The organism is Rhodanobacter soli, assembly GCF_040548735.1.
GTDB classification, from domain to species: Bacteria; Pseudomonadota; Gammaproteobacteria; order Xanthomonadales; family Rhodanobacteraceae; genus Rhodanobacter; species Rhodanobacter soli_A.
In genome coordinates this window covers 1,679,779-1,701,536 of sequence record NZ_JBEPSD010000001.1, presented here as the reverse complement: position 1 = coordinate 1,701,536, position 21,758 = coordinate 1,679,779, and the positions used below count along the sequence as shown (strand labels likewise).

The window sequence follows — 21,758 nt, the reverse complement described above, 5'->3', positions numbered from 1 at the left end:
TTCATCCAAGGTGCCGACCATGCCACGACTGATTCGCAAGCTGCTGCCCGCTGCGCTGCTGGCGCTGGCCACGGTCCCGCTGGCATGCGCGGCGGCGTCTTCACCACCGCCCGCCCGGCTGCTGTCGCGGCTGGCGCTGGGCGGCCCGGGCGGTTGGGACTATCTGGCTTTCGATGCGCCCAGCCGTCACCTGTTCGTCAGCCGCGGCGACCGCGTGCTGGTGATCGACGTCGATGCCGGCAAGCAGATTGGCACGATCGCCAACACGGCGGGTGTGCACGGCATCGCCTTCGCCAATGATCTGCACCGCGGTTTCGTCAGCGACGGCAGGAGCGCCTCGGTGACCGTGTTCGACCTGGCTTCGCTGAAGACCGTGGCGACGATCACCGGCACCGGCCAGAATCCCGACGCGATCCTGTACGACAGCGCTTCGCACCACGTGCTGACCTTCAACGGCCGCAGTGCCAGCGCCAGCGTGATCGACCCGGCGAAGCAGGCGGTGATCGGCAGCATCGCGCTGCCCGGCAAGCCGGAGTTCGCGGTGGCCGATGGCGCCGGCCACGTCTACGTGAACATCGAGGACAAGGCCGAGTTGGTCCAGCTCGATTCGATCCACGACAAGGTGCTGCAGGTGTGGTCGCTGGCGCCGTGCGCATCGCCGACTGGGCTGGCCCTCGACAACGCGCACCATCGCCTGTTCTCGGTATGCGACAACCGCACGATGGCCGTGCTCGATGCCGTCGACGGCCACCACGTGGCCGACGTGCCGATCGGCGACGGCCCGGATGGCGTGGTGTTCGACCCGGCCGAGGCGATGATCTACAGCGCCAATGGCGAGAGCGGCACAGTCACCGCCGTGCACGAGGACGACCCCGACCACTACCGCGTGACCGCGACCATTCCCACCCAGGCCAGCGCGCGCACGCTCGCGCTCGACCCGAAGCTGCACCGGCTGTATCTCTCCGCGGCGCGGCTGGGCGCCACCCGGCAGGCCAATGGCCGCCGCACGATCGAGCCGGACAGCTTCGCCGTGCTCACCGTCGGGCGGCCTTAGAGCACGCTTCTCAGGACTGCAGCGAAATCGCCACGCGAACGCGCAGGCCGCTGCCGTACGGCGAGTCGAGCAGTTCGATCGTGGCATCGTGCAGCTGCGCCGCGCGCTGCACGATCGACAGGCCCAATCCGTAGCCGTCGCCGCGGCTGCCGGCTTCGCGGTGGAAGCGGGCGAACACGCTGGCGCGGCGTTCGGCCGGAATGCCCGGGCCATCATCGATGACGTCGATCAGCGCCACGCGCTCGCCCTGCTCGATCGACAATTGCACCTGGCCGCCGGCTGGTACGTGACGCAGTGCGTTTTCGAGCAGGTTGCGCAGCAGGGCCGCGAGTGCGGCCTCGTAACCCTGCACGGACACCTGCGGTGTCAGGCGCGCAAAGCTCAGCTCCACGCCGCTGTCGGCAATCACCGGCGACAGCTCCTCGATCACGCCCATCGCCACGGCCACCAGGTCGACGCGGCAGCGCTGGCTCGACGCCGCGCCTGCTTCCAGCCGGGCCAGCGCCAGCAGTTGTTCGATCCGGCGCGCCAGCCCGGCGATGCCGTGCTGGGCGTTGCCCAGGCCGGTCTTCAGCTCGGCCGGATCGGTGGTGGTCATCGCGCTTTCGAGGTTGATCATGGCGCTGGCCAGCGGCGTGCGCAGTTCGTGCGCCACGTCGGCGCTGAAGCGGCGCTCGCGTTCCAGCGCATCCTCCAGTCGCGCCAGCTGGCCGTTCAGCGCGGCCAGCACCGGCTGCAATTCCAGCGGCGCATCGGGCAGCTGCACCGGTTCATGGCTGCCCGGCTTGCGCGCCGAGAGGGCGCGGGTCAGCGCTTCGAGCGGGCGCAAGCCGCGCCGTACCGCCCAGCCCACCAGCAGTGCCAGCAAGGGCAGGCCGATCAGCAGCGGCAGGCTGTGCTCCAGCCATACCGCGTGCATGATGTCGTGGCGACTGTCGTAACGCTCGCCGGTGCGGATCACCACGCCGTCGGCCATGTCGCGCAGGGTGAAGACGCGCCAGCGGTAGCGCCCCTGCTGCACGTCCCGGAAATCCGCATCGCCGGCCACCGGTGGCGGCAGGGCGGCGAGATTCGCGGTAGCCAGCAGCGTGCGGCCGACACGGTCGAATACCTGGAAGCCGACTTCGGACTCGTAGGTGTTCCGGTGCCGCTTCGGCGGGCTGGTGTGGCTGGCTTCGATCGGCACCAGCGTGTCCGTGTCGTCGCGTCCCTGCAGGGCCTGCATGTCGGCATGCTTGATCAGCACCTGCAGGGTATGCGCCGACTGCGCCAGCCGCCCGTCGGACAGCTCGTCCACCTCGGTGATGGTGCGACGGAAGCTGAGCACGCCCAGCGGCAGCAGCACTGCCAGCAGCACGACGATGATCAGCAGGCGCAACCTGCCATGCAGGCTGGCCGGCCTCAGCGGGATCGCCAACCTCATTGGGGCTCCCGCGGAATCATGTAGCCGAAGCCGCGCACGGTCTGGATGGTGTCGAAGCTCAGCTTGCGGCGCAGCGTGTGCACCAGCACTTCCAGCGCGCTGCTGCCGACCATGTTGTCGAGGCCGTACAGCGAGTTCTCCAGGTTCTCGCGGCGCACCAGCCGGCCGGCGCGTTCCATCAGGATCTGCAGCAGGGCGAACTCGCGCTTGGTCAGCTCGACCCGCTCGCCGCGGAAGCTCACCTCGGACGTGCCCAGGTCGAGGCTCAACGCACCCGCGTCGATGCGGTTGGCGGCCAGGCCCTGCGCGCGCCGGGTCAGCGAGCGGATGCGCGCGCCCAGCTCCTCCAGGTGGAAGGGTTTGACCAGGTAGTCGTCGGCACCGGCGTCGAGGCCGCGCACGCGGTCGTCCAGCGCATCGCGCGCGGTCATCACCAGTACCGGGGTCTTGACGTGCAGGCGGCGCGCCTCGACCAGCACGTCGAGCCCGTCCTTGCCGGGCAGGCCGAGATCGAGCAGGACCAGGTCGGCGGTCTGGTCGCGCAGCGCGATCAGCGCCTCGCGCCCATCGCGCAGCCAGCTGACGGTATAGGCGAGGCGTTCCAGCGCGCGCTGGATCGCCGCGCCGAGCTGGGGATCGTCCTCGACCAGGATGATGTGCACGGACAGGCTCCTTCGATCGCGGGGACTACACGGCGATGCGACTCGTGGAGAGATTATCCGGTCATCCGCTTACGAAGTGCTTAAGCTCGCCGGGAAGAGAGGTTGCGGACACTGGCGCATTTGCCGATCGGTCGGGCCGGCCTATAGAATCGAACGAAGCGGTGTGAGGTCATTCGGGCGATCGCAATGATTGCCCGCGCCAGGGTACGCACAGGCGTTTCATCCGCCGAGGCGTGCAAACGCTCATGAAGTGCCGGGGTGTCTGCCCCGGTTGCCGGAGACACCGACAACCTTTCGACTGAGCGCAGTGACTGATGCCTGACAACGCCCTGCCAAGCGCCATCATCTGCCTTCCGTTCGTGGCCAGCGTCGTGGTATTCCTGCTGCGTGGCCGTGGCCGCAGCCACAACCTGGCGGCGTGGCTGATGACCGCCACGGCGCTGCTCGGTCTGCTGCTTTCCCTCTGGCTGTACCCGGCGATTGCCGCCGGCGACGTGCTGCGCCAGGTGATCCCGTGGGTGCCGGGGCTGGGGCTGGATCTGGTGTTCCGGGTGGACGGCTTCAGCTGGCTGTTCATGCTGCTGATCTGCGGCATCGGTACGCTGGTGGGCCTGTACGCCCGCTACTACATGTCGCCGGACGATCCGCTGGCGCGCTTCTTCGCGCTGCTGCTGGCGTTCATGGGTTCGATGCTGGGCATCGTGATGTCGGGCAACGTGATCCAGCTGGTGTTCTTCTGGGAGATGACCAGCCTGTTCTCGTTCCTGCTGATCGGCTACTGGTACCGCGGAACTTCGGCGCGCGACGGCGCGCGGATGGCGTTGATCGTCACCTCCGGCGGCGGCCTGTGCCTGTTCGCCGGCGTGCTGCTGCTGGGGCATGTCGTGGGCAGCTACGACCTCGACGTGATCCTCGCCGCGGGCGATACGGTGCGCGCGCATGCGCTGTATACGCCGACGCTGCTGCTGATCCTGCTTGGCGCGTTCACCAAGAGCGCGCAGTTCCCGTTCCATTTCTGGCTGCCGCAGGCGATGTCGGCGCCGACGCCGGTATCGGCCTACCTGCATTCGGCCACGATGGTGAAGGCTGGCGTGTTCCTGCTGGTGCGTTTCTGGCCGGTGCTGGGCGGCACCGATCAATGGTTCTGGATCGTCGGCGGGGTGGGCCTGGTGACGCTGATCCTGGGCGCGTACTCGGCGATGTTCGAGCAGGACCTGAAAGGCGTGCTGGCCTACTCGACGATCAGCCATCTGGGCCTGATCACCATGCTGGTCGGCCTGGGCAGCGCGCTCGGCGTGGTCGCCGCGATCTTCCACATCGTCAACCACGCCACCTTCAAGGCCTCGCTGTTCATGGCCGCCGGCGCGGTCGACCACGAGGCCGGCACGCGCGACCTGCGCAAGCTCGGCGGGCTGCGCCGCCTCATGCCGGTCACCGCCACGCTGGCGCTGATCGCCGGTGCGGCGATGGCCGGCGTGCCGCTGCTGAACGGTTTCCTGTCGAAGGAGATGTTCTTCGCCGAGACGCTGGCCGCCCGCCAGGGCCCGTTGCTCGACGTGGTCTCGGTGGTGATCGCGGTGGCCGCCAGCGCGTTCGGCGTGACCTACTCGATCCGCTTCGTGCGTGGCGTGTTCTTCGGCCGCGTGCCCGCCAGCTTGCCGCGCGAACCGCACGAGCCGCCGCTGTGGATGCGTTTCCCGATCGGCTTCCTGGCGCTGGCCTGCCTGCTGGTGGGCATGCTGCCGGCGCGGGTGATCGGCCCGTCGCTGCGCGCGGCGGCAAGCTCGGTGCTGGGCGCCGGCCACCTGCCGGACTACAGCCTGGCGGTATGGCATGGCGTGACCACGCCGTTGCTGATGAGCATCTTCGCGTTCGTGGCGGGCTGCCTGCTGTACGTGCGCCTGCGCGGCTATTTTGCCGGGTGCGAGGTGGCGCCGCTGACCGGGCGGCTCAGCGGCAAGCGCATCTTCGAGCGTGTGCTGGCCGTGCTCGCTGCGGATATCCCGCAGTGGATCGAGCGCCGCTATCCGAGCCGCCGGCTGCAATCGCAGCTGCTGTGGATCGTGTTGCTGGCGCTCGTCGCCGGCACGCTGGCCGCGACCAGCGCGCCGTTCGGCTTCCATCCGCGCTGGTCCAGCGTCGACCCGGCGTTCGCGCTGCTGTGGCTACTCGGCGCGGCCTGCGCGATCGGCGCGGCGAGCCAGGCCAAGTTCCATCGCCTCGCCGCGCTGGTGCTCACCGGCGGCGCGGGGCTGGTGTCGTGCGTGAGCTTCGTGTGGCTGTCGGCGCCGGACCTGGCGGCGACCCAGCTGCTGGTCGAGGTGGTCACCACGATCCTGATCCTGCTCGGCATGCGCTGGTTGCCCAAGCGCATCGAGGGACTGGCGCCGGAGAGCCGCATGCATCGTTTCCGGCGTCGCCGCGACGTGCTGATCGCGATCGTGGTCGGCCTCGGCGTGGCCAGCCTGGCCTATGCGGCGATGATGCATCCGGTGGCCGACTCGATCTCGCGCTTCTTCCTCGAGCGCGCGTACACCGAGGGCGGCGGCCGCAACGTGGTCAACGTGATCCTGGTCGACTTCCGCGGCTTCGACACGCTGGGCGAGATCAGCGTGCTGGCGATCGTGGCGCTGACCGTGTTCGGCCTGCTGCGCCGTTTCCGTCCGGCCGCCGAAAGCATCAACGTGCCGCTGCAGCAGCGCCGGCAGGTCATGCCGGATGCGGGCGAAGCCGGTGGCACGGTCGACCATTCGCTGACCGACTACCTGATGATCCCGGGCCTGATCATCCAGCTGATGTTCCCGGTGATCCTGCTGTTCGGCTTGCACCTGTTCCTGCGCGGACACGACCTGCCGGGCGGCGGTTTCGTCGCGGGCATCACCGTGGCTGTGGCGCTGATCCTCTTGTACATGGCGCGCGGTGCACGCTGGGTGGAGGCGCACCTGCGCGTGCTGCCGGTGCGCTGGATCGGCGCCGGCCTGTTGCTGGCGGTGGGCATCGGGCTGGGCTCGCTGGCGTTTGGCCGTCCGTTCCTCACCTCGTATTTCCGCTACGCGGAGCTGCCCGTGCTGGGCAAGCTGCCGCTGGCCTCGGCGGTACTGTTCGACCTGGGCGTGTTCAGCGTGGTGGTGGGCGCCACCACGCTGCTGCTGATCGCGCTGGCACACCAGTCGCTGCGCCGCCCGCGCCAGGCGCCCGCGACCGAGACGGGAGGGCAGGGCTGATGGAACTGGTCCTGGCCGCCGCAATCGGCATTCTCGCCGCCTCCGGCGTGTGGCTGCTGCTGCGCCCGCGCACGTTCCAGGTGATCATCGGGCTGACCCTGATCTCCTACGCGGTGAATCTCTTCATCTTCTCGATCGGCGGCCTGCGCACCGGCGCCGACCCGGTGCTGCGCGACGCGGCCGGCGACATCGCGCAGTACGCCGATCCGCTGCCGCAGGCCCTGGTGCTCACCGCGATCGTGATCGGCTTCGCCACCACCGCGCTGTTCCTGGTGGTGCTGCTGACCTCGCGCGGGCTCACCGGCAACGACCACGTCGACGGCGAGGACGGCACGCCGTGAGCGACCACCTGATCATCGCGCCGATCGTGCTGCCGCTGCTGGTCGCCGCGCTGCAGCTGCTGGTGGGCGAGAGGCGCCGGCGCACGGTGCTGGCGTTGAGCGTTGCCTCGTGCGTCGTGCTGGTGCTGCTGGCCGCGGCGCTGATGCTGGCCGTGGCCGACGACGGAGCGCTGGCGGCGGTCTACCGCATCGGCGACTGGCCGGCGCGCTTCGGCATCGTGCTGGTGGCCGACCGGCTGTCGGCGCTGATGGTGCTGCTCGCCAGCGTGCTCGCGCTGACGCTGTTGCCGTACGCGCTGGGCCGTTGGCAGCATCGCGGCGGCCACTTCCAGCCGCTGCTGCAGTTCCTGCTGATGGGCCTGAACGGCGCGTTCCTCACCGGCGACCTGTTCAACCTGTTCGTGTTCTTCGAGGTGCTGCTGGCGGCGTCCTACGGCCTCGCCTTGCACGGCTCGGGCGCGCGCCGGGTCAGCGCGGGGCTGCACTACATCGCGGTCAACCTGACCGCCTCGATGCTGTTCCTGCTCGGGGTCAGCCTGATCTTCGGCGTCACCGGCACGCTGAACATGGCGGCGCTGGCCGAGCTGATCCCGCACGTGCCCGAGCGCACCCGCGCACTGCTGCATGCCGGTGCGGCGATCCTCGGCGTGGCGTTCCTGATCAAGACCGCGATGTGGCCGCTGGGCTTCTGGCTGCCGCGCACGTATGCGGCCGCGTCGCCGGCGGTGGCCGCGATGTTCGCGCTGATGACCAAGGTCGGCATCTATGTATTGCTGCGACTGAGCCTGCTGCTGTTCGGCGACGGCGCCGGGCCGGCGTCGAGCCACTTCGGCAGCGGCTGGATGCTGTGGGGCGGCGTGGCCACCGTGGTCGCCGGCACCGTCGGCATGCTGGGCGCGCGCGACCTCGGCAAGCTGGCCGGCTACAACGTGCTGATCTCCTCCGGCACCCTGCTCGGCGCGATCGGCCTGCAGCTGCCGGCGGTCACGGCCGGCGCGCTGGCCTATCTGGTGATCTCCACCCTGGCCATCGCCGCGTTCTTCCTGGTCGCCGGCCTGCTCGCCTCCGACGGTGACGACGACACCGACGACAGCTTGAGCCTGGAACCGTACGAGCAGCTGGGCGAAGTGTCGGCGGGCGAAGGGCTGTACGCGAAGGAGGACGAGAGCCGGGTGGTGATCTCCGCGCCGATCGTGCTGCTGGGCGGCAGCTTCTTCGCCTGCGCGCTGCTGCTGGCGGGGTTGCCGCCGCTGTCCGGTTTCCTGGCCAAGTTCGCCATGCTGGCGCCGATGCTCGAGGCCGGCCCGCGCGTGGGCGCGATCGTATTGTTCACCCTGGTCATCGTGGCCGGCTTCTGCACGGTGATCGCGATGTGCCGCGCCGGCATCCAGATCTTCTGGGTCGAACCCGAGCGGCTGTTCCCGAAGGTGCGCCTCAGCGAGACCGCATCCATCCTGGCCCTGCTCGGCCTGTGCCTGCTGCTGACCGTGCTGGCCGAGGCGCCGTTGCGCTACCTGCGCGACACCGCGCGGCAGATCCATACGTCGGCCGCGTACATCCACCAGGTGTTGCCGGCCGCGGAGGCGCCGCCATGACCCGGCGCTGGTTGCCGTATCCGATCCTGTCCGCGCTGCTGCTGCTGATCTGGCTGCTGCTGAACCAGAGCGTCGCGCCCGGCACGATCCTGCTCGGTGCGCTGCTGGGCATCGCGCTGGCGAAGGTGTTGGGCCTGCTGCGCCCGCCGAAGGCGCGCGTGCGCAACTATCCGCTGCTCGGCCTGCTGTTCGTGCGCGTCGTCTACGACATCGTGCGCTCGAACATCGCCGTGGCCCGGATCATCCTGCGCCGCGACAGCCGCATGCAGTCCGGCTTCGTGGCGATCCCGCTGACCCTCACCGACCACTATGGCCTCGCCGTGCTGGCGTGCATCATCACCTCCACGCCGGGCACGATCTGGGTCAGCTACGATTCCAGCGTGAACATCCTGCTGATCCACGTGCTGGACCTGGTCGACGAGGCAAGCTGGATCGACTCGATCAAGCAGCGCTACGAGCGCCCCCTGCTGGAGATCTTCCAATGAGCCACAGCCTGCTCGGCGCCGCCATCATCCTCGCGCAGATCCTGCTGCTGCTGGCGATGAGCTTCTCGATCATCCGCATGGTGCGCGGGCCGCGCGCGCAGGACCGCGTGCTGGCGCTGGACGCGCTGTACGTCAACGCGATGATCCTGCTGCTGACCATCGGCATCCGCAGCGGCAGCATGCTCTACGTCGAGGCGGGCCTGATCATCGCGCTGCTCGGCTTCGCCGGCACGGTGGCGCTGTCGAAATTCCTGATGCGCGGGCAGGTGATCGAATGAGCCATCTCGACGCCCTGCCGCCGTGGGCGGCGATCCTGGTGGCGGTCCTCGTGCTGCTGGGCGCGCTGCTCGCCTTCGTCGGCTCGCTCGGCCTGCTGCGCCTGAAGAATTTCTACAAGCGCGTGCACGCGCCCACGCTGGGCACCACGCTGGGCACGTTCTTCATGCTGGCCGCCTCGATCACCTGCTTCTCGGTGCTGCACGGCCGGCCGATCTTCTACGAGATTTTGATCGGCGTGTTCCTCACCCTGACCACCCCGATCACCCTGATGCTGCTGGTGCGCGCCGCGCTGTACCGCGACCGCGAGGAAGGCTCGGCCGACGTGCCGCAGGCATCGCCGCACGAGTGAGCGCGGCATCCCCAATGTCCGGGGGCAGCGCGTCGGCATCACCAGCCAACGCCGTGACGAACAGCTTGCTACGCATCGAATCGTCCACCAGTGGCATCCTTGCCATACCGGCAATGTGCGGCAGGCCATCTGTCGCCGGTCGATCACGGATCCATCGGCCTCGCCTGCTTCCCGTGCTGAAAAGCATGAGCGGTGCTTTCCCGCATGGCCCGGCATGCGGCCGGGGCTAATCGCCGGCTTCCGCTTGCTGGCCTTTCGCGGCATCCAGCTGCTCGCGATTGCACCAGCCCCTGTGCCAGGCAAGAGCCATCGTGGAGCCGTGCTCGTAAGGACACTTCTCCCGCGGCTCACCGCAATCGCGTGCGTAATGGCCCTCGATCCAGGCCTGCAGCGGATACTGCATCCCGCTTTCCTTGACCATGCTGGCGTCCTCAATGGGCGTCGTGGAACCTTGGGTGAGGTCGGCGTGCCGAAGTTTCAATCATGAAAAAGCCCGCCGAAGCGGGCTTGGATCCATCTGTGCCGGGGGTTGGCTGGGACGGTCGCCTCACGGCGATTAGGTTAACTGTACAGAGTGAAGCGGTTCACATTTTTTCATTTCACGACCACATGAATCGTGATGTCCATCACGCTTCGAGAGTCATGGCTGCAATGGCTCACGGCTGCCGCGGCATGCCAGCGGTCCGGGCGCGATGTGAGAGGAGCGTGCACCCCATGCGGGTGCCGCTTTGATGACCCGGTGATTTTTTTCCGGAAAGCTATATTTGGCCACGCGCGTAAAGCATAATTTGGCCGCTGCATCGCGTGAATCCACAACCCGATAAGTAGCTGGCCGTTGACTCCAATATCGACTGGCGTAGCATATGCTTCACATCTTGGGACAGACCCGAGAATCCATTCGCCGTGAGGGAGCCTCATGGATTTTGAGTACCTGGTCTTCATTGGCCGTTTCGAGCCCTTCCACGTCGGCCACGCGGCCGTCGCCCGTCATGCGCTGGGCCACGCGAAGAAGCTCATTTTCCTGGTCGGTTCCGCCGACACCCCTCGTTCGCTGCGCAATCCATGGACCGTCGCCGAGCGCGCGGTGATGGTTTGCGCTGCGCTGGAAGACGTGTCAGAACGGCTGATCGTCCTGCCGTTGCGCGATCACCTCTACAACGAAGCTCATTGGATCGCCGCCGTACAACGGGCCGTCGCGGAAGCCGTCAAAGGTGATGGCGGGGCACCGGATGCACGCATAGGGATGATTGGCCGAGAGAAAGATGCCAGCAGCTACTACCTGCAGGAATTCCCGCAGTGGCCTCTGGTGCATCTCCCCCATTCCGAAACGCTCCCCGCGACAGAGCTTCGTCGCTACTTGTTCGAGGCCGCCGACGAAGCGGGTCGCGGTGCGTTGCGCATGCTGCAAGCCAACGTACCAGCACCGGTCTTCGAGATGCTTGAAGCCTTCCGCAAGAATGCTGCTGTGTATGGGCAACTGGTGGCAGAGCACCGCTTCATCCAGAACTACCGCGCTGCCTGGTCTGCCTCGCCGTATCCCCCGACGTTCGTCACCACCGATGCCGTCGTCGTGCATTCGGGTCACGTACTCCTGGTGCGTCGTCGCGCCGAGCCGGGTAAGGGGCTTTGGGCATTGCCCGGTGGCTTCGTGGGCCAGGACGAATCCATCCTAGCCTCCTGTTTGCGTGAGCTGCGCGAAGAAACTCGCCTCAAGCTTCCGCTGCCGGTGCTCAAAGGGTCGATCAAGGGCCAGCACGTATTCGATCACCCGGAGCGATCACAGCGCGGGCGCACCATCACCCACGCGTATCACTTCGACTTCCCCGCCGGTGAGTTGCCGGCCGTGAAAGGTGGCGACGATGCCGACAAGGCCCACTGGTTTCCCGTGAGCGAAGCATTGGAGATGGGGCCACAGCTGTTCGAGGACCATCTGGCCATTCTGGAGTTTTTCCTGGGTCGAGGTTGATATCTCGCCCATCCCGCCAGCGGATAGACCGCTGGTTTCCCACGACGCGAAGGAGCTTCCGTCATGCAATCACTCACGTTAGCGGTATCTACAAATAGCCAATCCATCGAGGACATGAAGCGACCCACGGTTAGGGAGCACGCCATGGACGCGGTGTGGGAGCACGGAACACGCATTCACGCTCGGGCCTTCGCCAAGGTCTGCGTGCGCAACCAACTCATCTAACCAGGGGATACGATCATGTTCGGTTATCGCTACGTCAAAGCCAGTCCCAGCACTTATGTCATCCAGTACAAGAACGGCAAAGCCGTGCGCGAAGGCACCGGCCTCACGTTCTGGTACTTCGCGCCCAGCGCCACGCTGGTCTCGATCCCGCTGGAAAGCGTGGATACCCCCTTCATGTTCCAGGAAGTCAGCAGCGACTTTCAGGTCGTCACCGTGCAGGGGCAGGTCACCTACCGCGTGTCCGCTCCGACCACGCTGGCCAGTCTCATGAACTTCACGCTCAAACCCGATGGTACCTATGCCTCGGAAGACCGGACCAAGTTGCCGCAACGAGTGGTCAATGCCGTGCAGGTGCAGTTGCGTTCGGTGCTGCAGGGTCAAACACTGCAGGAACTGCTGCGCGGTTCAGATCATCTGGTCCAGGTCGTGCGCCAAGGCCTACAGCGCGCCGATGGCCTTTCCAGCCTTGGACTCGAACTGGTCAATCTGTCGGTCCTTGCGGTGAAGCCCAATCCGGAGACGGCCCGAGCGCTCGAAGCCCAGGTCCGCGAGCAGATCCTCAAGCAGGCGGACGATGCAACCTACGTGCGCCGCAATGCCGCGATCGAGCAGGAACGTGCGGTCAAGGAAAACGAGCTCAATACCGAGATCGCGGTCGAGACCAAGAAGCGCCAGATCCGCGAAACACAGTTGGAAGCCGAGCAAGCCGTGTTGGCCAAACGCCAGGCAATCCAGGATCAGGATATGGCCGGTAGGATTGCCCTGGAAGACAAGAACAAGAGCCTGACCTCCTTGCGTGCTGCGAATGCGCAGACTGAAGCCGATGCCAAGGCCTATGCGGTGGCGGCCACCATGAAGGCAGTACAGGGCATCGATCCGAAGGTGCTGCAGGCTCTGATGGTCGGACAGGCCGACCCCAGCGTGCTGATTGCGCAGGCCTTCCAAGGTTTGGCTGAAGGTGCCGGTCGGATTGGCGAACTCAACATCTCGCCGGATCTGTTGCAGCAGCTGACGCAGCCGCGAGCCAAGTTACCGGCCAAGGCCTGACGCCATGGATGCGCTGAACCAGCGGATCGTGCTGGTGACTCGCAAGACGCGGCTGGAGGAGTTGATCGTGCGCTTCAACACGATCGAACAGGCGCGCTTCTACGTCGAGCATCTGAGTGCGGACTTTTCGGACTATGAGGCGGAGCATCGCGTCTATCTAGGCGCGGTGCAGACGGCCGAGGCGACCTTGGGTCGCTTCGGCCGTGTTCAGCGACTGGATCGTGGCTTCTTATCCAACTACCTCTTTGCGCCCGATGCCTTGGTCGTGGTGCTGGGACAGGATGGCTTGGTCGCGAACACGCTCAAGTATCTCAAGAGTGCGCAGCCGGTCATTGGGGTCAATCCGGACCCCGCTCGATGGGACGGGGTTCTCCTTCCCTTCGAGGTTGAAGATCTGTCGGCTATAGCGAAGGAGGTTATTGCCGGGAAGCGGTCGCTGAATCGCGTCACGATGGCGCGCGCGAGCTTGAGCGATGGGCAGGAGCTTTATGCGGTCAATGACCTTTTCATCGGTCCGCGATCGCATGTATCCGCGCGCTATCAGATACAGCAAGGGGGTCGATCCGAAACGCATTCTTCCAGTGGAATCATTGTGTCGACTGGGTTGGGCTCAACGGGGTGGTTTCAGAGCCTGTTGGCCGGTGCGGCCGGCGTTGCCGGGCACGCACTCGCAGAGCCGGCACAGGCCATGCGAGAACATGGATTTGCATGGGATGCTGCTCATTTGCAGTTTACGGTACGCGAACCGTTCCCCAGTCGCACGACACAAGTCGAGTTGGTTTTCGGGCAAGTGACTCATAAGGAGCCATTGCAACTCGTCTCGCAGATGGCAGGCTACGGCGTGATCTTCAGTGATGGGATCGAAGCCGATTTCCTAGAATTCAATGCCGGGATGACTGCGACCATCAGCGTAGCGGAAAGGTACGGGCAACTGGTGAACTGATGGGCCTCGCATGAGACGTGGGTATCCACAATCTATTATCGCTTTCCGGAGATACTGAAGGCGATGTGCCAATGCGGATTAGGCCGCAACCGTACCGCTCGGTGCTCATTCTTTCGATCTCAGAAGCCAGTCGCAATTCGTGCGACCACTACATCTTAGTTTGGTCGCCGCAGTAGAGAGGGTCACCGAAGCCTGGGCGCTCTTCGGGATCCAAGCTCGGGAGGCCACGTTCAATGGAATCCAGGCTTGGCGTCAAAGGCACATCAAGCTGCTGTCACGGAAAGGGCTCTTGGCGGATTTGATGCGCGAAACCGGCATCCCCAAAAATGTGCTATGAGACGCCATTCAGCAATGGTGGCTTCCGGCGCTGAGAGCGCTCGAGCCATAAGTGGCTGTCTAGCGAGGCCCCGGTCCGACTATGCTTTCTGGAAATCATAAGTTGGCCATTCAGGCCAAACTATGGTTTCCAGAACAAACACCTTGACGATCAAATGTGGTGGGCCCACCAGGATTCGAACCTGGAACCAAGGGATTCGCGTATTCCGGAGGTTTCCCTCCGGCGCGGACTATCTCTTCACCCTTCGCCCGTGGCGGATGGGGTGCGGGACGCTCGAGCCTGTGATCAAGGGCGCTGAAGCCCTCAGGTAGTCTCTGCACCTTCCGGCGGTGTACCGCCGGCTTGGCTCAGGGTTGCCACCGGCCGCGTTGCGCGCCGCTGAGGTTTCCCTGAATTCATCCCGTTCCCGTCCACGCATTCCTGCATGGCGGCACCTTTCGATGAGTCCCCTGCTCTAACCGTTGAGCTATAGGCCCACAAGCGATGAATGGTAGAGGAGTTGCCGGAGGCGTGCCAGCGCGAGAACAGCCCGGGGCGTCCCCGCGATTGCTGCGCGTCACCGGCGGCGGCGTGCCACAAGTCGTGTGGTGAAGCGATGGCCCGGGGCGTAGGCTGGTCACCCCCCAAAACCGGAGCATGCACATGAACACCGAAGCGATCGCGAAACGGTTGGTCGAGTTGTGCCGTGAAGGCAAGTACGAGGAGGCGCAGCGCGAGCTGTATGCCGAGGATGCGGAGAGCATCGAGCCGGAGGGTCTGCCGCCGGGCGCGCTGGGGAGCGTCAAGGGGTTGGCGGCGATCTACGAGAAGGGGCGCCAGTTCAGCGCGATGATCGAGGACGTGCATGGCGGCAGCGTGAGCGAGCCGGTGATCGCGGAGAACTGGTTCAGCATCGCGCTGGCGATGGACGTGACGATGAAGGGCCGCGGCCGGATGAACATGAGCGAGATCGGCGTATACCGCGTGCACGGCGGCAAGATCGTGCGCGAGCAGTTCTTCTACGACGTTGGCTGAGCCCGTCTCCGTAAAACGAAGAAGCCCCGCGTCGGCGGGGCTTCTTCGTCATGCCGGCGTCGCAGGTTACTCGACGTCGAGGAACGAGCGCAGCTGTTCGGAGCGGCTCGGGTGGCGCAGCTTGCGCAGCGCCTTGGCCTCGATCTGGCGGATCCGCTCGCGGGTGACGTCGAACTGCTTGCCGACTTCCTCGAGGGTGTGGTCGGTGTTCATGTCGATGCCGAAGCGCATGCGCAGCACTTTCGCTTCGCGCGGGGTGAGGCCGGCGAGCACGTCGCGCACGGTTTCCATCAAGCCGGTTTCGGTGGCCGAGTCGACCGGCGAGCTGGCGTTGCCGTCCTCGATGAAGTCGCCCAGGTGGGAATCCTCGTCGTCGCCGATCGGGGTTTCCATCGAGATCGGTTCCTTGGCGATCTTCAGCACCTTGCGGATCTTGTCCTCGGGCATCTCCATTTCCTTGGCCAGTTCTTCCGGCGTGGCCTCGCGGCCGAACTGCTGGAGCATCTGGCGGGAAATGCGGTTGAGCTTGTTGATCGTCTCGATCATGTGCACCGGGATGCGGATGGTGCGCGCCTGGTCGGCGATCGAACGGGTGATCGCCTGGCGGATCCACCAGGTGGCGTAGGTCGAGAACTTGTAGCCGCGACGGTACTCGAACTTGTCGACCGCCTTCATCAGGCCGATGTTGCCTTCCTGGATGAGGTCGAGGAACTGCAGGCCACGGTTGGTGTACTTCTTGGCGATCGAGATCACCAGGCGCAGGTTCGCCTCGACCATTTCCTTCTTGGCGCGACGGGCTTTCGCCTCGCCACTGGCCATGGCGCGGTTGATGTCCTTGATGTCGATCAGCGGCAGGAACAGCTTGCGCTCGATGGTGGCGAGCTTCTCCTGTTCGGCGTCGATCGCCTCGCGGTAGGTCTTGATGTTCGGCGACCACTTCTGGCGCTTGCGGCTCAGCTCGGCCACCCACTCGAGGTTGCCTTCGTTGCTGGGGAACGCCTTGATGAACTCGGCCTTGGGCATCTTCACCTGCTTGACGAAGATGTCCATCAGCACGCGCTCGTGGTGGCGGATGTCGTTGACCACCTCGCGCAGCTTGCGCACGAAACCGTCGATCAGCGCGGACGGCAGCTTGAGCTTGAGGAACTCCTCGGCCATCTGGTCGCGCAGCTTGACGATCTTCTTGTCGGTGATGCTGGCGGCCTTCGGCGCGGCCTTCTGGAACTTGGCGTAGTAGTCGCGCAGCAGCTCCATGCGGCGCTTGACCTCTTCCGGATCGGGGCCGGTGGGACCGGCTTCTTCCTCTTCCTCGGTGGCGGTGTCGTCGTCGTCGGTATCTGCGTCGTCATCGCCGACTTCGGGCTCGGGCGCCAGCAGGGCGGCGGCTTCCTTTTCCTTGCGGGCGAGGTCGGCGGCTTCCTCCAGGTCGAGGAAGCCGGCCAGGATTTCGCTGAGGCGGCGCTTGCCGTCCAGGTGCTGGTCGTATTCCTCCAGCAGCAGTTCGATGGTCAGCGGGAAGCTGGCCAGCGCGGTCTGTACCTGGCCGAGGCCTTCCTCGATGCGCTTGGCGATGGCGATCTCGCCCTCGCGAGTGAGCAGCTCGACCGTGCCCATCTCGCGCATGTACATGCGCACCGGGTCGGTGGTGCGGCCGACTTCGGCGTCCACCGCGGACAGCAGCGCCACGGCTTCCTCTGCGGCGGCTTCGTCGTCGGTGCTGCTGCCGGCCTTGTCGGCCAGCGGGTCGGCATCCGGCGCGGCGTCGTGCACTTCGATGCCGACGCCCTTGAGCACCGCCATGATGTCTTCGATCTGCTCCGGGTCGACGATGTCGTCGGGCAGGTGGTCGTTGATCTCGGCGTAGGTCAGGTAGCCCTGCTCCAGGCCCTTGGAGATGAGCGCCTTGATTTCAGACTGTTGCTCGTGGGGAGCTTTGCTATTCATTAACCGACCGCCGCAGGGTTCAAGAACCGGACATTATAGCGATGTGCTGCTTTTTTGACCAGTTTTCAAGTGAGAAAAGGTTTCGACCTGACACGCAAAAATCGCGCCAGATCGCGGTGTTGCCGTGCCTTGCTGGCGCCGGCCGCGTCTCGCACGCCATGTGTCCGTTCATCCGGTGTCGAGCCAGAAAGTCACCGGGCCGTCGTTCACCAGCTGGATCACCATATGGGCGCCGAAGCGTCCGGTTTCCACCCCCGGCGGGTGTGCGGCGCGCGCCAGTTCCAGCAGCCGTTCGAACCAGCGCCGGCCGTGCTCGGGCGGTGCCGCGCTGGTGAAGCTGGGGCGCATGCCGGAACGGGTGTCGGCGGCGAGGGTGAACTGGCTGACCAGCAGCAGGCCGCCGCCGGTGTCGGCGAGCGAGCGGTTCATCTTGCCGTTGGCATCGGCGAACACGCGATAGCCGAGCAGGCGTTCCAGCATGCGCTTCGTCTGCGCTTCGCCGTCGTCCGGCTGCACCGCCACCAAGGCCAGCAGGCCGGGGCCGATCGCGCCGACCGTTTCGTCGCCGACACTGACGCTGGCGGACAATACACGCTGGATCAGGGCAATCATGGGCGCACGATGGTGGCGAGGCGCCTAGCTTACGGCGCCATCGCGGCCGGTGAAAGACGGCCGGCCGCCGACACGGCTCGGTGCCGCGAGGCCGCCTCCCGTAAACTGCACGGATGCGTATCGACATGTACCTCGTCTACCTCCTGTTGCGCCTGCTGGCGCTGCTGCCGTTGCGCGCGCTGCACGGCATCGGCGGCGGGCTGGGCCGCCTGCTGCTGTGGCGCGGCGGCCGCACGGTGCACAACACCGCGGTGAACCTGCGCATCGTGCGGCCGCAGTTGGACGAGGCGGCGCAGGCGACGCTGCTGCGCGAGGTGATGGCCGAGGGCGGCAAGTCGGCCAGCGAGATCGTCAAGGTCTGGGGCGCCGGCGCCGAGCGCGCGCTGGGGCTGGTGCGCGAGGTGCGTGGTGAGGCGCTGCTGGACGCTGCGCTGGCAGCGGGCAAGGGCGTGATCATCGCTGCACCGCACTTGGGTTGCTGGGAGCTGCTGAATTACTGGCTGTGCCGCAAGACGCCGATGGCGATCCTGTACCGGCCGCCGCGGATCGCCGCGATCGAGGGCCTGCTGCGCAAGGTGCGCGGCGCGCTGGCGCCGGAGCAGGTGCGCGCGGACGGCGCTGGCGTGCGCACGCTGTACAAGCGGCTTGCCGCGGGCGGCACGGTCGGCATCCTGCCGGACCAGAAGCCGCGCGCGGGCGAAGGCCAGATCGCACCGTTCTTCGGCCGCGAGGCGCTGACCATGGTGCTGCTGCCGCGACTGGCCGCGCGCACCGGCGCTACCGTGCTGTACGCGTTCGCCGAACGCCTGCCGCAAGGTGCCGGTTATTGCATCCACCTGCTGCCGGCGCCGCAAGGGCTGGCCGCTGCCGACCTCGCCGTCGCTTGCACGGCACTCAACCAGGGCGTGCAGGATTGCGTCGAGTTGGCCTTCGCGCAGTATCAGTGGCAGTACAAGCGCTACTCGGCGGACGGCCTGATCAGCCCATACGATCGCGAGCAGGGGTAGGCCGCGCTTCTAGGATTGAGGCTTTTCCAACCGGCGCAGGAATACGCCCATTTCCTTTTCGGCCTGCTTGTCGCCGCGTTGCGCGGCGGCGGCGATGCCGCTGCGCCAGGCATCGACCGCAGCGGCCTCGTTGCCGCTGGCCAGGCAGGCCTTGCCGAGCAGTTTCCACGCCGCCGAATAGGTCGGATCGAAATCTAGCGCGCGCCGCAGCTCGTCGATCGCCGCGCCGTTGTCGCCGTCGGCCAGCAAGGCACTGCCCAGCGAGAAGCGCAGCAGCGCGCCATCGCGCGGGCCGCCGCACTGCTTGCGCAGGCTGGCGATCAGGTCGGCGTTCATAGCTGGGTGCGGTAGCGCCAGTCGTCGGCCGGGTAGACCCGGGTCGGCTGGGCCGGTTCCGGCGGGGTGTGTCCGGCGCGCAGGTCGGCCAGCGAGACGGCCGGCCAGACCACCAGCCACGACGAGCGGAACGGCTGCACCAGCAGGGCGTAGCGCATGGCGTTCGCATCCGGCTGGTCCACGCGCACCACGACCAGGCCATCGGGATGGGCGTGGGCAAAGTCCTGCAGGGCCTGATCCTGCACCACCTGGTTGCCGAGAAGTTCTTCGATCGGCCGGGTCAGCCGGCCCTCGAAATGGAACTGGCCCTCGTAGTTGCCGAGGAAGGCGATCGCCCGGTTTGCCTGTTCGGCGGCACCGAGCAGGTGGGCGGTGGGACGCAGGTCGTAGCGTGGCCACAGGGTCAGCGTGAACAGGGTATTGAGTGCGAGCACGCCGATCAGTCCGGCCACGGCCAGGCGACGCAGCTCGCCGCGGCCGCGCAGCAGCAACAGGCCGCCCAGCAGCAGGAATACCACGCTGAAATAGCGGCTGTAGGGCGCTGCGGCATCGGCCCATTCACCATGCAGGTGGTTGCCGGCCACCAGCAGCGGCAGCATGAACAGCGCCGCGGCGAACACGATGCCGCCCACGCCCAGCGGCCAGGTGCCGAGCCAGCCGTTGTAGGCCAGGTTCGGCCGGCGCTCGCGCAGCACGGCGATCGCACCGGCCATCAGCAAGGCGATGCCGCCGAGTTCCGGCAGCGGGTAGTACAGCTGCTTGCCGCTGATCAGCGAGAGCGCGATGAAGGTGGGCAGCAGCCAGCACAGCGCGAAACGCAGGCCCGATTCCAGCGGCCGGCGCAGGCCGGCCACGGCCAGCCACATGCGCGGCCAGCCGCTGAACGGGAACAGCATCACCGGTAGCCACAGCAGGTAGAACCAGATCGGCTCGGCGTGGTTCTGCAGGTCCTTGCCTTCGGCCAGCTTGTCGACCACGCGGCCCGCGGTCTGGGTGAAAAACAGCCGTTGCCGGTATGCCTCGCCGCCGGAGAACCCAGCCGGCAGCGCCCAGGCCAGCAGCATCGCGCCGCCGAGCAGCAACGCCAGCACGCCGCGGCCGTACCAGCGCGCGCGGTGCTGGCCGGCCCAGTCGTTCCACAACGGGCCGAGCAGCCAGGGGAAGATGATGTGCAGCAGCATCACCGGGCCCTTGGTCAGCAGCCCGAAGCCCACGCACAAACCGAACAGCAGCCAGCGCGGCTCGCTGCGGTGCGATTTCGGGGTCAGGCACAACAGGGCCGCCAGCGTCCACACCGCCAGCAGCACGTCGTACATGATCTGCAGGCCGAACAGGAACGCGTAGCCGAACGCCAGCAGCATCCACGGTGCGGCCTTGGCCATCCACGGCCGGTCCGGGAACAGCCGTCGTGCCAGCAGCGAGACCAGTACCAGTTGCACGCCGCCGAACAGCACCTCGAGCACGCGCGGCCAGACGTCGTTGACGCCGAACGCGAACCAGCCGCCCTGGATCAGCCAGAACAACAGTGGCGCCTTCTCGCTGTAAGGCTGGCCGTTGATGTGCGGCACCAGCCAGTGGCCCTGGTTCCACATTTCCCAGGCGACCGCCAGGGTACGGGTGGAATACAGCGGCATCGGCCCGTGCGAGAAGATCGCCAGCAAGGCCACGGCGGCCCACAGCGGCAGCCAGGGCCACGTGGCGCGCAGGTGTTCGGAACGGCGGTAGGAGCTGGATGGCACGGGCAGACTCTTGGGAGGCCAGAGGGGATTCTAGCCTGCGCGATGTGCGCGCAAGGCGACCTGCCGCACTCTTAGGCTCGTCCCCAGTAGCCGATGCGGCGGCGGATCTTCAACTTGCGCCACAGGTTCAATGGCTTGCGCCGGCGATTCTTCGCGCCGCGGGCGATGAAGGCGTCGATCGCATCCAGCACGCGTTCGCTGGAGCGGCCGTCGCGGTACGGATGGATCGCGTCGGCATAGTCGCGGATCGCCTGCAGCAGTTCCGGCGGCCGCGCCAGCGCGCGCGCGATCGCGCTCTCGAACTGCGCCGGGTCGTCGATGTCGATCAGCTGCGGGCCGGGCCGGCGGTTTTTGAACGTCACCACCGGCTTGCCGGTGAGCAGGAACTCGTTGAGCGCCGAGGAGGTGTCCGAGCACATCAGGTCGACCTGCGGGAACAGCTCCAGGATGTTGTCGTTCTCGGCGAAGGTGAGGTACTCGTTCTGCAGCGCCTTGAACTTCGCGGTGGTGTCCGGATTCATCTTCGGATGGAAGGTGACGATCCAGCGCCAGCGGCCGTCGCGCGACAGCCGCTTCACTTCCTCGTACAGCGTTTCGGCCGCGCTCCACGACGGCGAGAAGGTGGAGTGATACAGGATCACCGGCGGCTGGCGCACCGGCGGCAGCGGGCCGGTGATCTGCTGCATGAAGGGGTCGAGCTTGGGGAAGCCGGTTTCGGTCACGCTGAAGTGGCCGAGCTTGTCGGCGATCGCCTGGAACTGCGCGGTGTCGCGCGGGCCGGTGGTGCAGTACAGGTCGAAGAAGCCGCGCACGTAGATGTGCCGCGGCTTGCCCGCATCGAAGCCGTGGAAGGTCTCGACCTTCACGCCGGGGAAGAAATGCGGTACCGCATTGGACGAGGTGATCACCGCGATCGGCTGCCACGCGCGCACCTCGGTCACCGTGAGCAGGCGCTCGCCGGCGACCAGATCCTCCGCGCCGGGGCCGTCGAAGAACCAGGCCGCCTCGTCGCCGCGGGCACGGATGGCCTCCTGCAGCGGGCGCAGGATCGCCAGCGCGTAACGCTCGGAGCCGTAGAGGAGGTAATGCTTTTTCGTGGGCATGCTTGGTCGGGAATTGTCGGTTTGCAAAAAAGGTTCTGGCGAGTCCCACACCCTCACTTCAATCCTCTCCCGG

General features: G+C 66.4%; 20 protein-coding genes. 12 read left to right on the top strand and 8 right to left on the bottom strand.

Annotated elements, in window-relative coordinates:
• Positions 1-19 precede the first annotated feature (19 nt).
• Positions 20-1,054: a YncE family protein gene (locus tag ABIE04_RS07790; RefSeq protein WP_354548334.1), complete on the top strand. Its 1,035-nt coding sequence runs from the start codon at positions 20-22 to the stop codon at positions 1,052-1,054.
• A gap of 10 nt (positions 1,055-1,064) precedes the next feature.
• Here ABIE04_RS07790 and ABIE04_RS07785 read toward each other — a convergent pair whose 3' ends face one another.
• Both ABIE04_RS07785 and ABIE04_RS07780 read right to left on the bottom strand, forming a co-directional pair.
• A complete protein-coding gene (locus ABIE04_RS07785; protein ID WP_354548331.1) occupies positions 1,065-2,477 on the bottom strand; it encodes a sensor histidine kinase in 1,413 nt (470 codons plus the stop codon).
• Complete coding sequence (locus ABIE04_RS07780; RefSeq protein ID WP_354548329.1) at positions 2,474-3,139, bottom strand: response regulator; 666 nt, start codon at positions 3,137-3,139, stop codon at positions 2,474-2,476. Before ABIE04_RS07780 ends, ABIE04_RS07785 begins: the two co-directional genes overlap by 4 nt.
• Before the next feature lie 314 nt (positions 3,140-3,453).
• Here ABIE04_RS07780 and ABIE04_RS07775 point away from each other — a divergent pair, with 314 nt between their 5' ends.
• Genes ABIE04_RS07775 through mnhG form a run of 6 tightly spaced genes read left to right on the top strand, consistent with a single transcriptional unit; the run spans position 3,454 to position 9,412 of the window.
• Complete coding sequence (locus ABIE04_RS07775; RefSeq protein WP_354548327.1) at positions 3,454-6,363, top strand: monovalent cation/H+ antiporter subunit A; 2,910 nt, start codon at positions 3,454-3,456, stop codon at positions 6,361-6,363.
• The gene (locus ABIE04_RS07770) at positions 6,363-6,704 is read left to right on the top strand and encodes a Na+/H+ antiporter subunit C (protein ID WP_056388487.1); all 342 of its coding nucleotides are present in this window, start codon (positions 6,363-6,365) and stop codon (positions 6,702-6,704) included. Before ABIE04_RS07775 ends, ABIE04_RS07770 begins: the two co-directional genes overlap by 1 nt.
• On the top strand, positions 6,701-8,299 hold the full coding sequence (locus tag ABIE04_RS07765) for a monovalent cation/H+ antiporter subunit D (protein ID WP_354548323.1): 1,599 nt from the start codon (positions 6,701-6,703) through the stop codon (positions 8,297-8,299). Before ABIE04_RS07770 ends, ABIE04_RS07765 begins: the two co-directional genes overlap by 4 nt.
• Entirely contained in the window at positions 8,296-8,784 is a 489-nt protein-coding gene (locus tag ABIE04_RS07760) for a Na+/H+ antiporter subunit E (protein ID WP_354548321.1), read from the top strand. The genes ABIE04_RS07765 and ABIE04_RS07760 overlap by 4 nt, the downstream gene beginning before the upstream one ends.
• Entirely contained in the window at positions 8,781-9,062 is a 282-nt protein-coding gene (locus ABIE04_RS07755) for a K+/H+ antiporter subunit F (RefSeq protein WP_354548318.1), read from the top strand. The genes ABIE04_RS07760 and ABIE04_RS07755 overlap by 4 nt, the downstream gene beginning before the upstream one ends.
• Entirely contained in the window at positions 9,059-9,412 is a 354-nt protein-coding gene (gene mnhG, locus ABIE04_RS07750; RefSeq protein ID WP_354548316.1) for a monovalent cation/H(+) antiporter subunit G, read from the top strand. Before ABIE04_RS07755 ends, mnhG begins: the two co-directional genes overlap by 4 nt.
• A gap of 226 nt (positions 9,413-9,638) precedes the next feature.
• Here mnhG and ABIE04_RS07745 read toward each other — a convergent pair whose 3' ends face one another.
• Positions 9,639-9,833 (bottom strand): ribosome modulation factor, encoded by a 195-nt coding sequence (locus ABIE04_RS07745; protein ID WP_354548314.1) that lies wholly within the window; start codon positions 9,831-9,833, stop codon positions 9,639-9,641.
• Between the two features lie 495 nt (positions 9,834-10,328).
• Between ABIE04_RS07745 and ABIE04_RS07740 the strand changes: the two genes are divergently transcribed.
• The 4 genes from ABIE04_RS07740 to ABIE04_RS07725 all read left to right on the top strand — a co-directional run bounded on the left by ABIE04_RS07740 (position 10,329) and on the right by ABIE04_RS07725 (position 14,944).
• Positions 10,329-11,378 carry a bifunctional nicotinamide-nucleotide adenylyltransferase/Nudix hydroxylase gene (locus tag ABIE04_RS07740; RefSeq protein ID WP_354548311.1) on the top strand — a complete coding sequence of 350 codons (1,050 nt, stop codon included), beginning with the start codon at positions 10,329-10,331 and terminating at the stop codon, positions 11,376-11,378.
• A gap of 240 nt (positions 11,379-11,618) precedes the next feature.
• Complete coding sequence (locus ABIE04_RS07735) at positions 11,619-12,650, top strand: SPFH domain-containing protein (protein ID WP_354548309.1); 1,032 nt, start codon at positions 11,619-11,621, stop codon at positions 12,648-12,650.
• A 4-nt stretch (positions 12,651-12,654) separates the two neighbouring features.
• A complete protein-coding gene (locus ABIE04_RS07730) occupies positions 12,655-13,593 on the top strand; it encodes a sugar kinase (RefSeq protein ID WP_354548307.1) in 939 nt (312 codons plus the stop codon).
• Positions 13,594-14,572: 979 nt separating this feature from the next.
• Positions 14,573-14,944 (top strand): SnoaL-like domain-containing protein, encoded by a 372-nt coding sequence (locus ABIE04_RS07725; RefSeq protein WP_354548305.1) that lies wholly within the window; start codon positions 14,573-14,575, stop codon positions 14,942-14,944.
• Positions 14,945-15,010: 66 nt separating this feature from the next.
• Here ABIE04_RS07725 and rpoD read toward each other — a convergent pair whose 3' ends face one another.
• Complete coding sequence (rpoD, locus tag ABIE04_RS07720; protein WP_214556102.1) at positions 15,011-16,888, bottom strand: RNA polymerase sigma factor RpoD; 1,878 nt, start codon at positions 16,886-16,888, stop codon at positions 15,011-15,013.
• 168 nt (positions 16,889-17,056) lie between these two features.
• Positions 17,057-17,500 carry a D-aminoacyl-tRNA deacylase gene (gene dtd, locus ABIE04_RS07715; RefSeq protein ID WP_354548302.1) on the bottom strand — a complete coding sequence of 148 codons (444 nt, stop codon included), beginning with the start codon at positions 17,498-17,500 and terminating at the stop codon, positions 17,057-17,059.
• 113 nt (positions 17,501-17,613) lie between these two features.
• Here dtd and ABIE04_RS07710 point away from each other — a divergent pair, with 113 nt between their 5' ends.
• Positions 17,614-18,507: an LpxL/LpxP family acyltransferase gene (locus ABIE04_RS07710; RefSeq protein WP_354548300.1), complete on the top strand. Its 894-nt coding sequence runs from the start codon at positions 17,614-17,616 to the stop codon at positions 18,505-18,507.
• 9 nt (positions 18,508-18,516) lie between these two features.
• Here the strand turns inward: ABIE04_RS07710 and ABIE04_RS07705 are convergent, their stop codons facing one another.
• The 3 genes from ABIE04_RS07705 to ABIE04_RS07695 all read right to left on the bottom strand — a co-directional run bounded on the left by ABIE04_RS07705 (position 18,517) and on the right by ABIE04_RS07695 (position 21,685).
• A complete protein-coding gene (locus tag ABIE04_RS07705; RefSeq protein ID WP_354548297.1) occupies positions 18,517-18,843 on the bottom strand; it encodes a tetratricopeptide repeat protein in 327 nt (108 codons plus the stop codon).
• Positions 18,840-20,582 (bottom strand): ArnT family glycosyltransferase, encoded by a 1,743-nt coding sequence (locus ABIE04_RS07700; RefSeq protein ID WP_354548295.1) that lies wholly within the window; start codon positions 20,580-20,582, stop codon positions 18,840-18,842. Before ABIE04_RS07700 ends, ABIE04_RS07705 begins: the two co-directional genes overlap by 4 nt.
• A 71-nt stretch (positions 20,583-20,653) precedes the next feature.
• On the bottom strand, positions 20,654-21,685 hold the full coding sequence (locus tag ABIE04_RS07695) for a CDP-glycerol glycerophosphotransferase family protein (protein ID WP_354548293.1): 1,032 nt from the start codon (positions 21,683-21,685) through the stop codon (positions 20,654-20,656).
• Positions 21,686-21,758 lie beyond the last annotated feature (73 nt).

Coding starts and splice junctions, on each gene's coding strand:
- ABIE04_RS07790 (WP_354548334.1), top strand. CDS start 20: ATGCCACGACTGATTCGCAAGCTGCTGCCCGCTGCGCTGCTGGCGCTG.
- ABIE04_RS07785 (WP_354548331.1), bottom strand. CDS start 2,477: ATGAGGTTGGCGATCCCGCTGAGGCCGGCCAGCCTGCATGGCAGGTTG.
- ABIE04_RS07775 (WP_354548327.1), top strand. CDS start 3,454: ATGCCTGACAACGCCCTGCCAAGCGCCATCATCTGCCTTCCGTTCGTG.
- ABIE04_RS07770 (WP_056388487.1), top strand. CDS start 6,363: ATGGAACTGGTCCTGGCCGCCGCAATCGGCATTCTCGCCGCCTCCGGC.
- ABIE04_RS07760 (WP_354548321.1), top strand. CDS start 8,296: ATGACCCGGCGCTGGTTGCCGTATCCGATCCTGTCCGCGCTGCTGCTG.
- ABIE04_RS07755 (WP_354548318.1), top strand. CDS start 8,781: ATGAGCCACAGCCTGCTCGGCGCCGCCATCATCCTCGCGCAGATCCTG.
- mnhG (WP_354548316.1), top strand. CDS start 9,059: ATGAGCCATCTCGACGCCCTGCCGCCGTGGGCGGCGATCCTGGTGGCG.
- ABIE04_RS07745 (WP_354548314.1), bottom strand. CDS start 9,833: ATGGTCAAGGAAAGCGGGATGCAGTATCCGCTGCAGGCCTGGATCGAG.
- ABIE04_RS07740 (WP_354548311.1), top strand. CDS start 10,329: ATGGATTTTGAGTACCTGGTCTTCATTGGCCGTTTCGAGCCCTTCCAC.
- ABIE04_RS07735 (WP_354548309.1), top strand. CDS start 11,619: ATGTTCGGTTATCGCTACGTCAAAGCCAGTCCCAGCACTTATGTCATC.
- ABIE04_RS07730 (WP_354548307.1), top strand. CDS start 12,655: ATGGATGCGCTGAACCAGCGGATCGTGCTGGTGACTCGCAAGACGCGG.
- ABIE04_RS07725 (WP_354548305.1), top strand. CDS start 14,573: ATGAACACCGAAGCGATCGCGAAACGGTTGGTCGAGTTGTGCCGTGAA.
- rpoD (WP_214556102.1), bottom strand. CDS start 16,888: ATGAATAGCAAAGCTCCCCACGAGCAACAGTCTGAAATCAAGGCGCTC.
- dtd (WP_354548302.1), bottom strand. CDS start 17,500: ATGATTGCCCTGATCCAGCGTGTATTGTCCGCCAGCGTCAGTGTCGGC.
- ABIE04_RS07710 (WP_354548300.1), top strand. CDS start 17,614: ATGCGTATCGACATGTACCTCGTCTACCTCCTGTTGCGCCTGCTGGCG.
- ABIE04_RS07705 (WP_354548297.1), bottom strand. CDS start 18,843: ATGAACGCCGACCTGATCGCCAGCCTGCGCAAGCAGTGCGGCGGCCCG.
- ABIE04_RS07695 (WP_354548293.1), bottom strand. CDS start 21,685: ATGCCCACGAAAAAGCATTACCTCCTCTACGGCTCCGAGCGTTACGCG.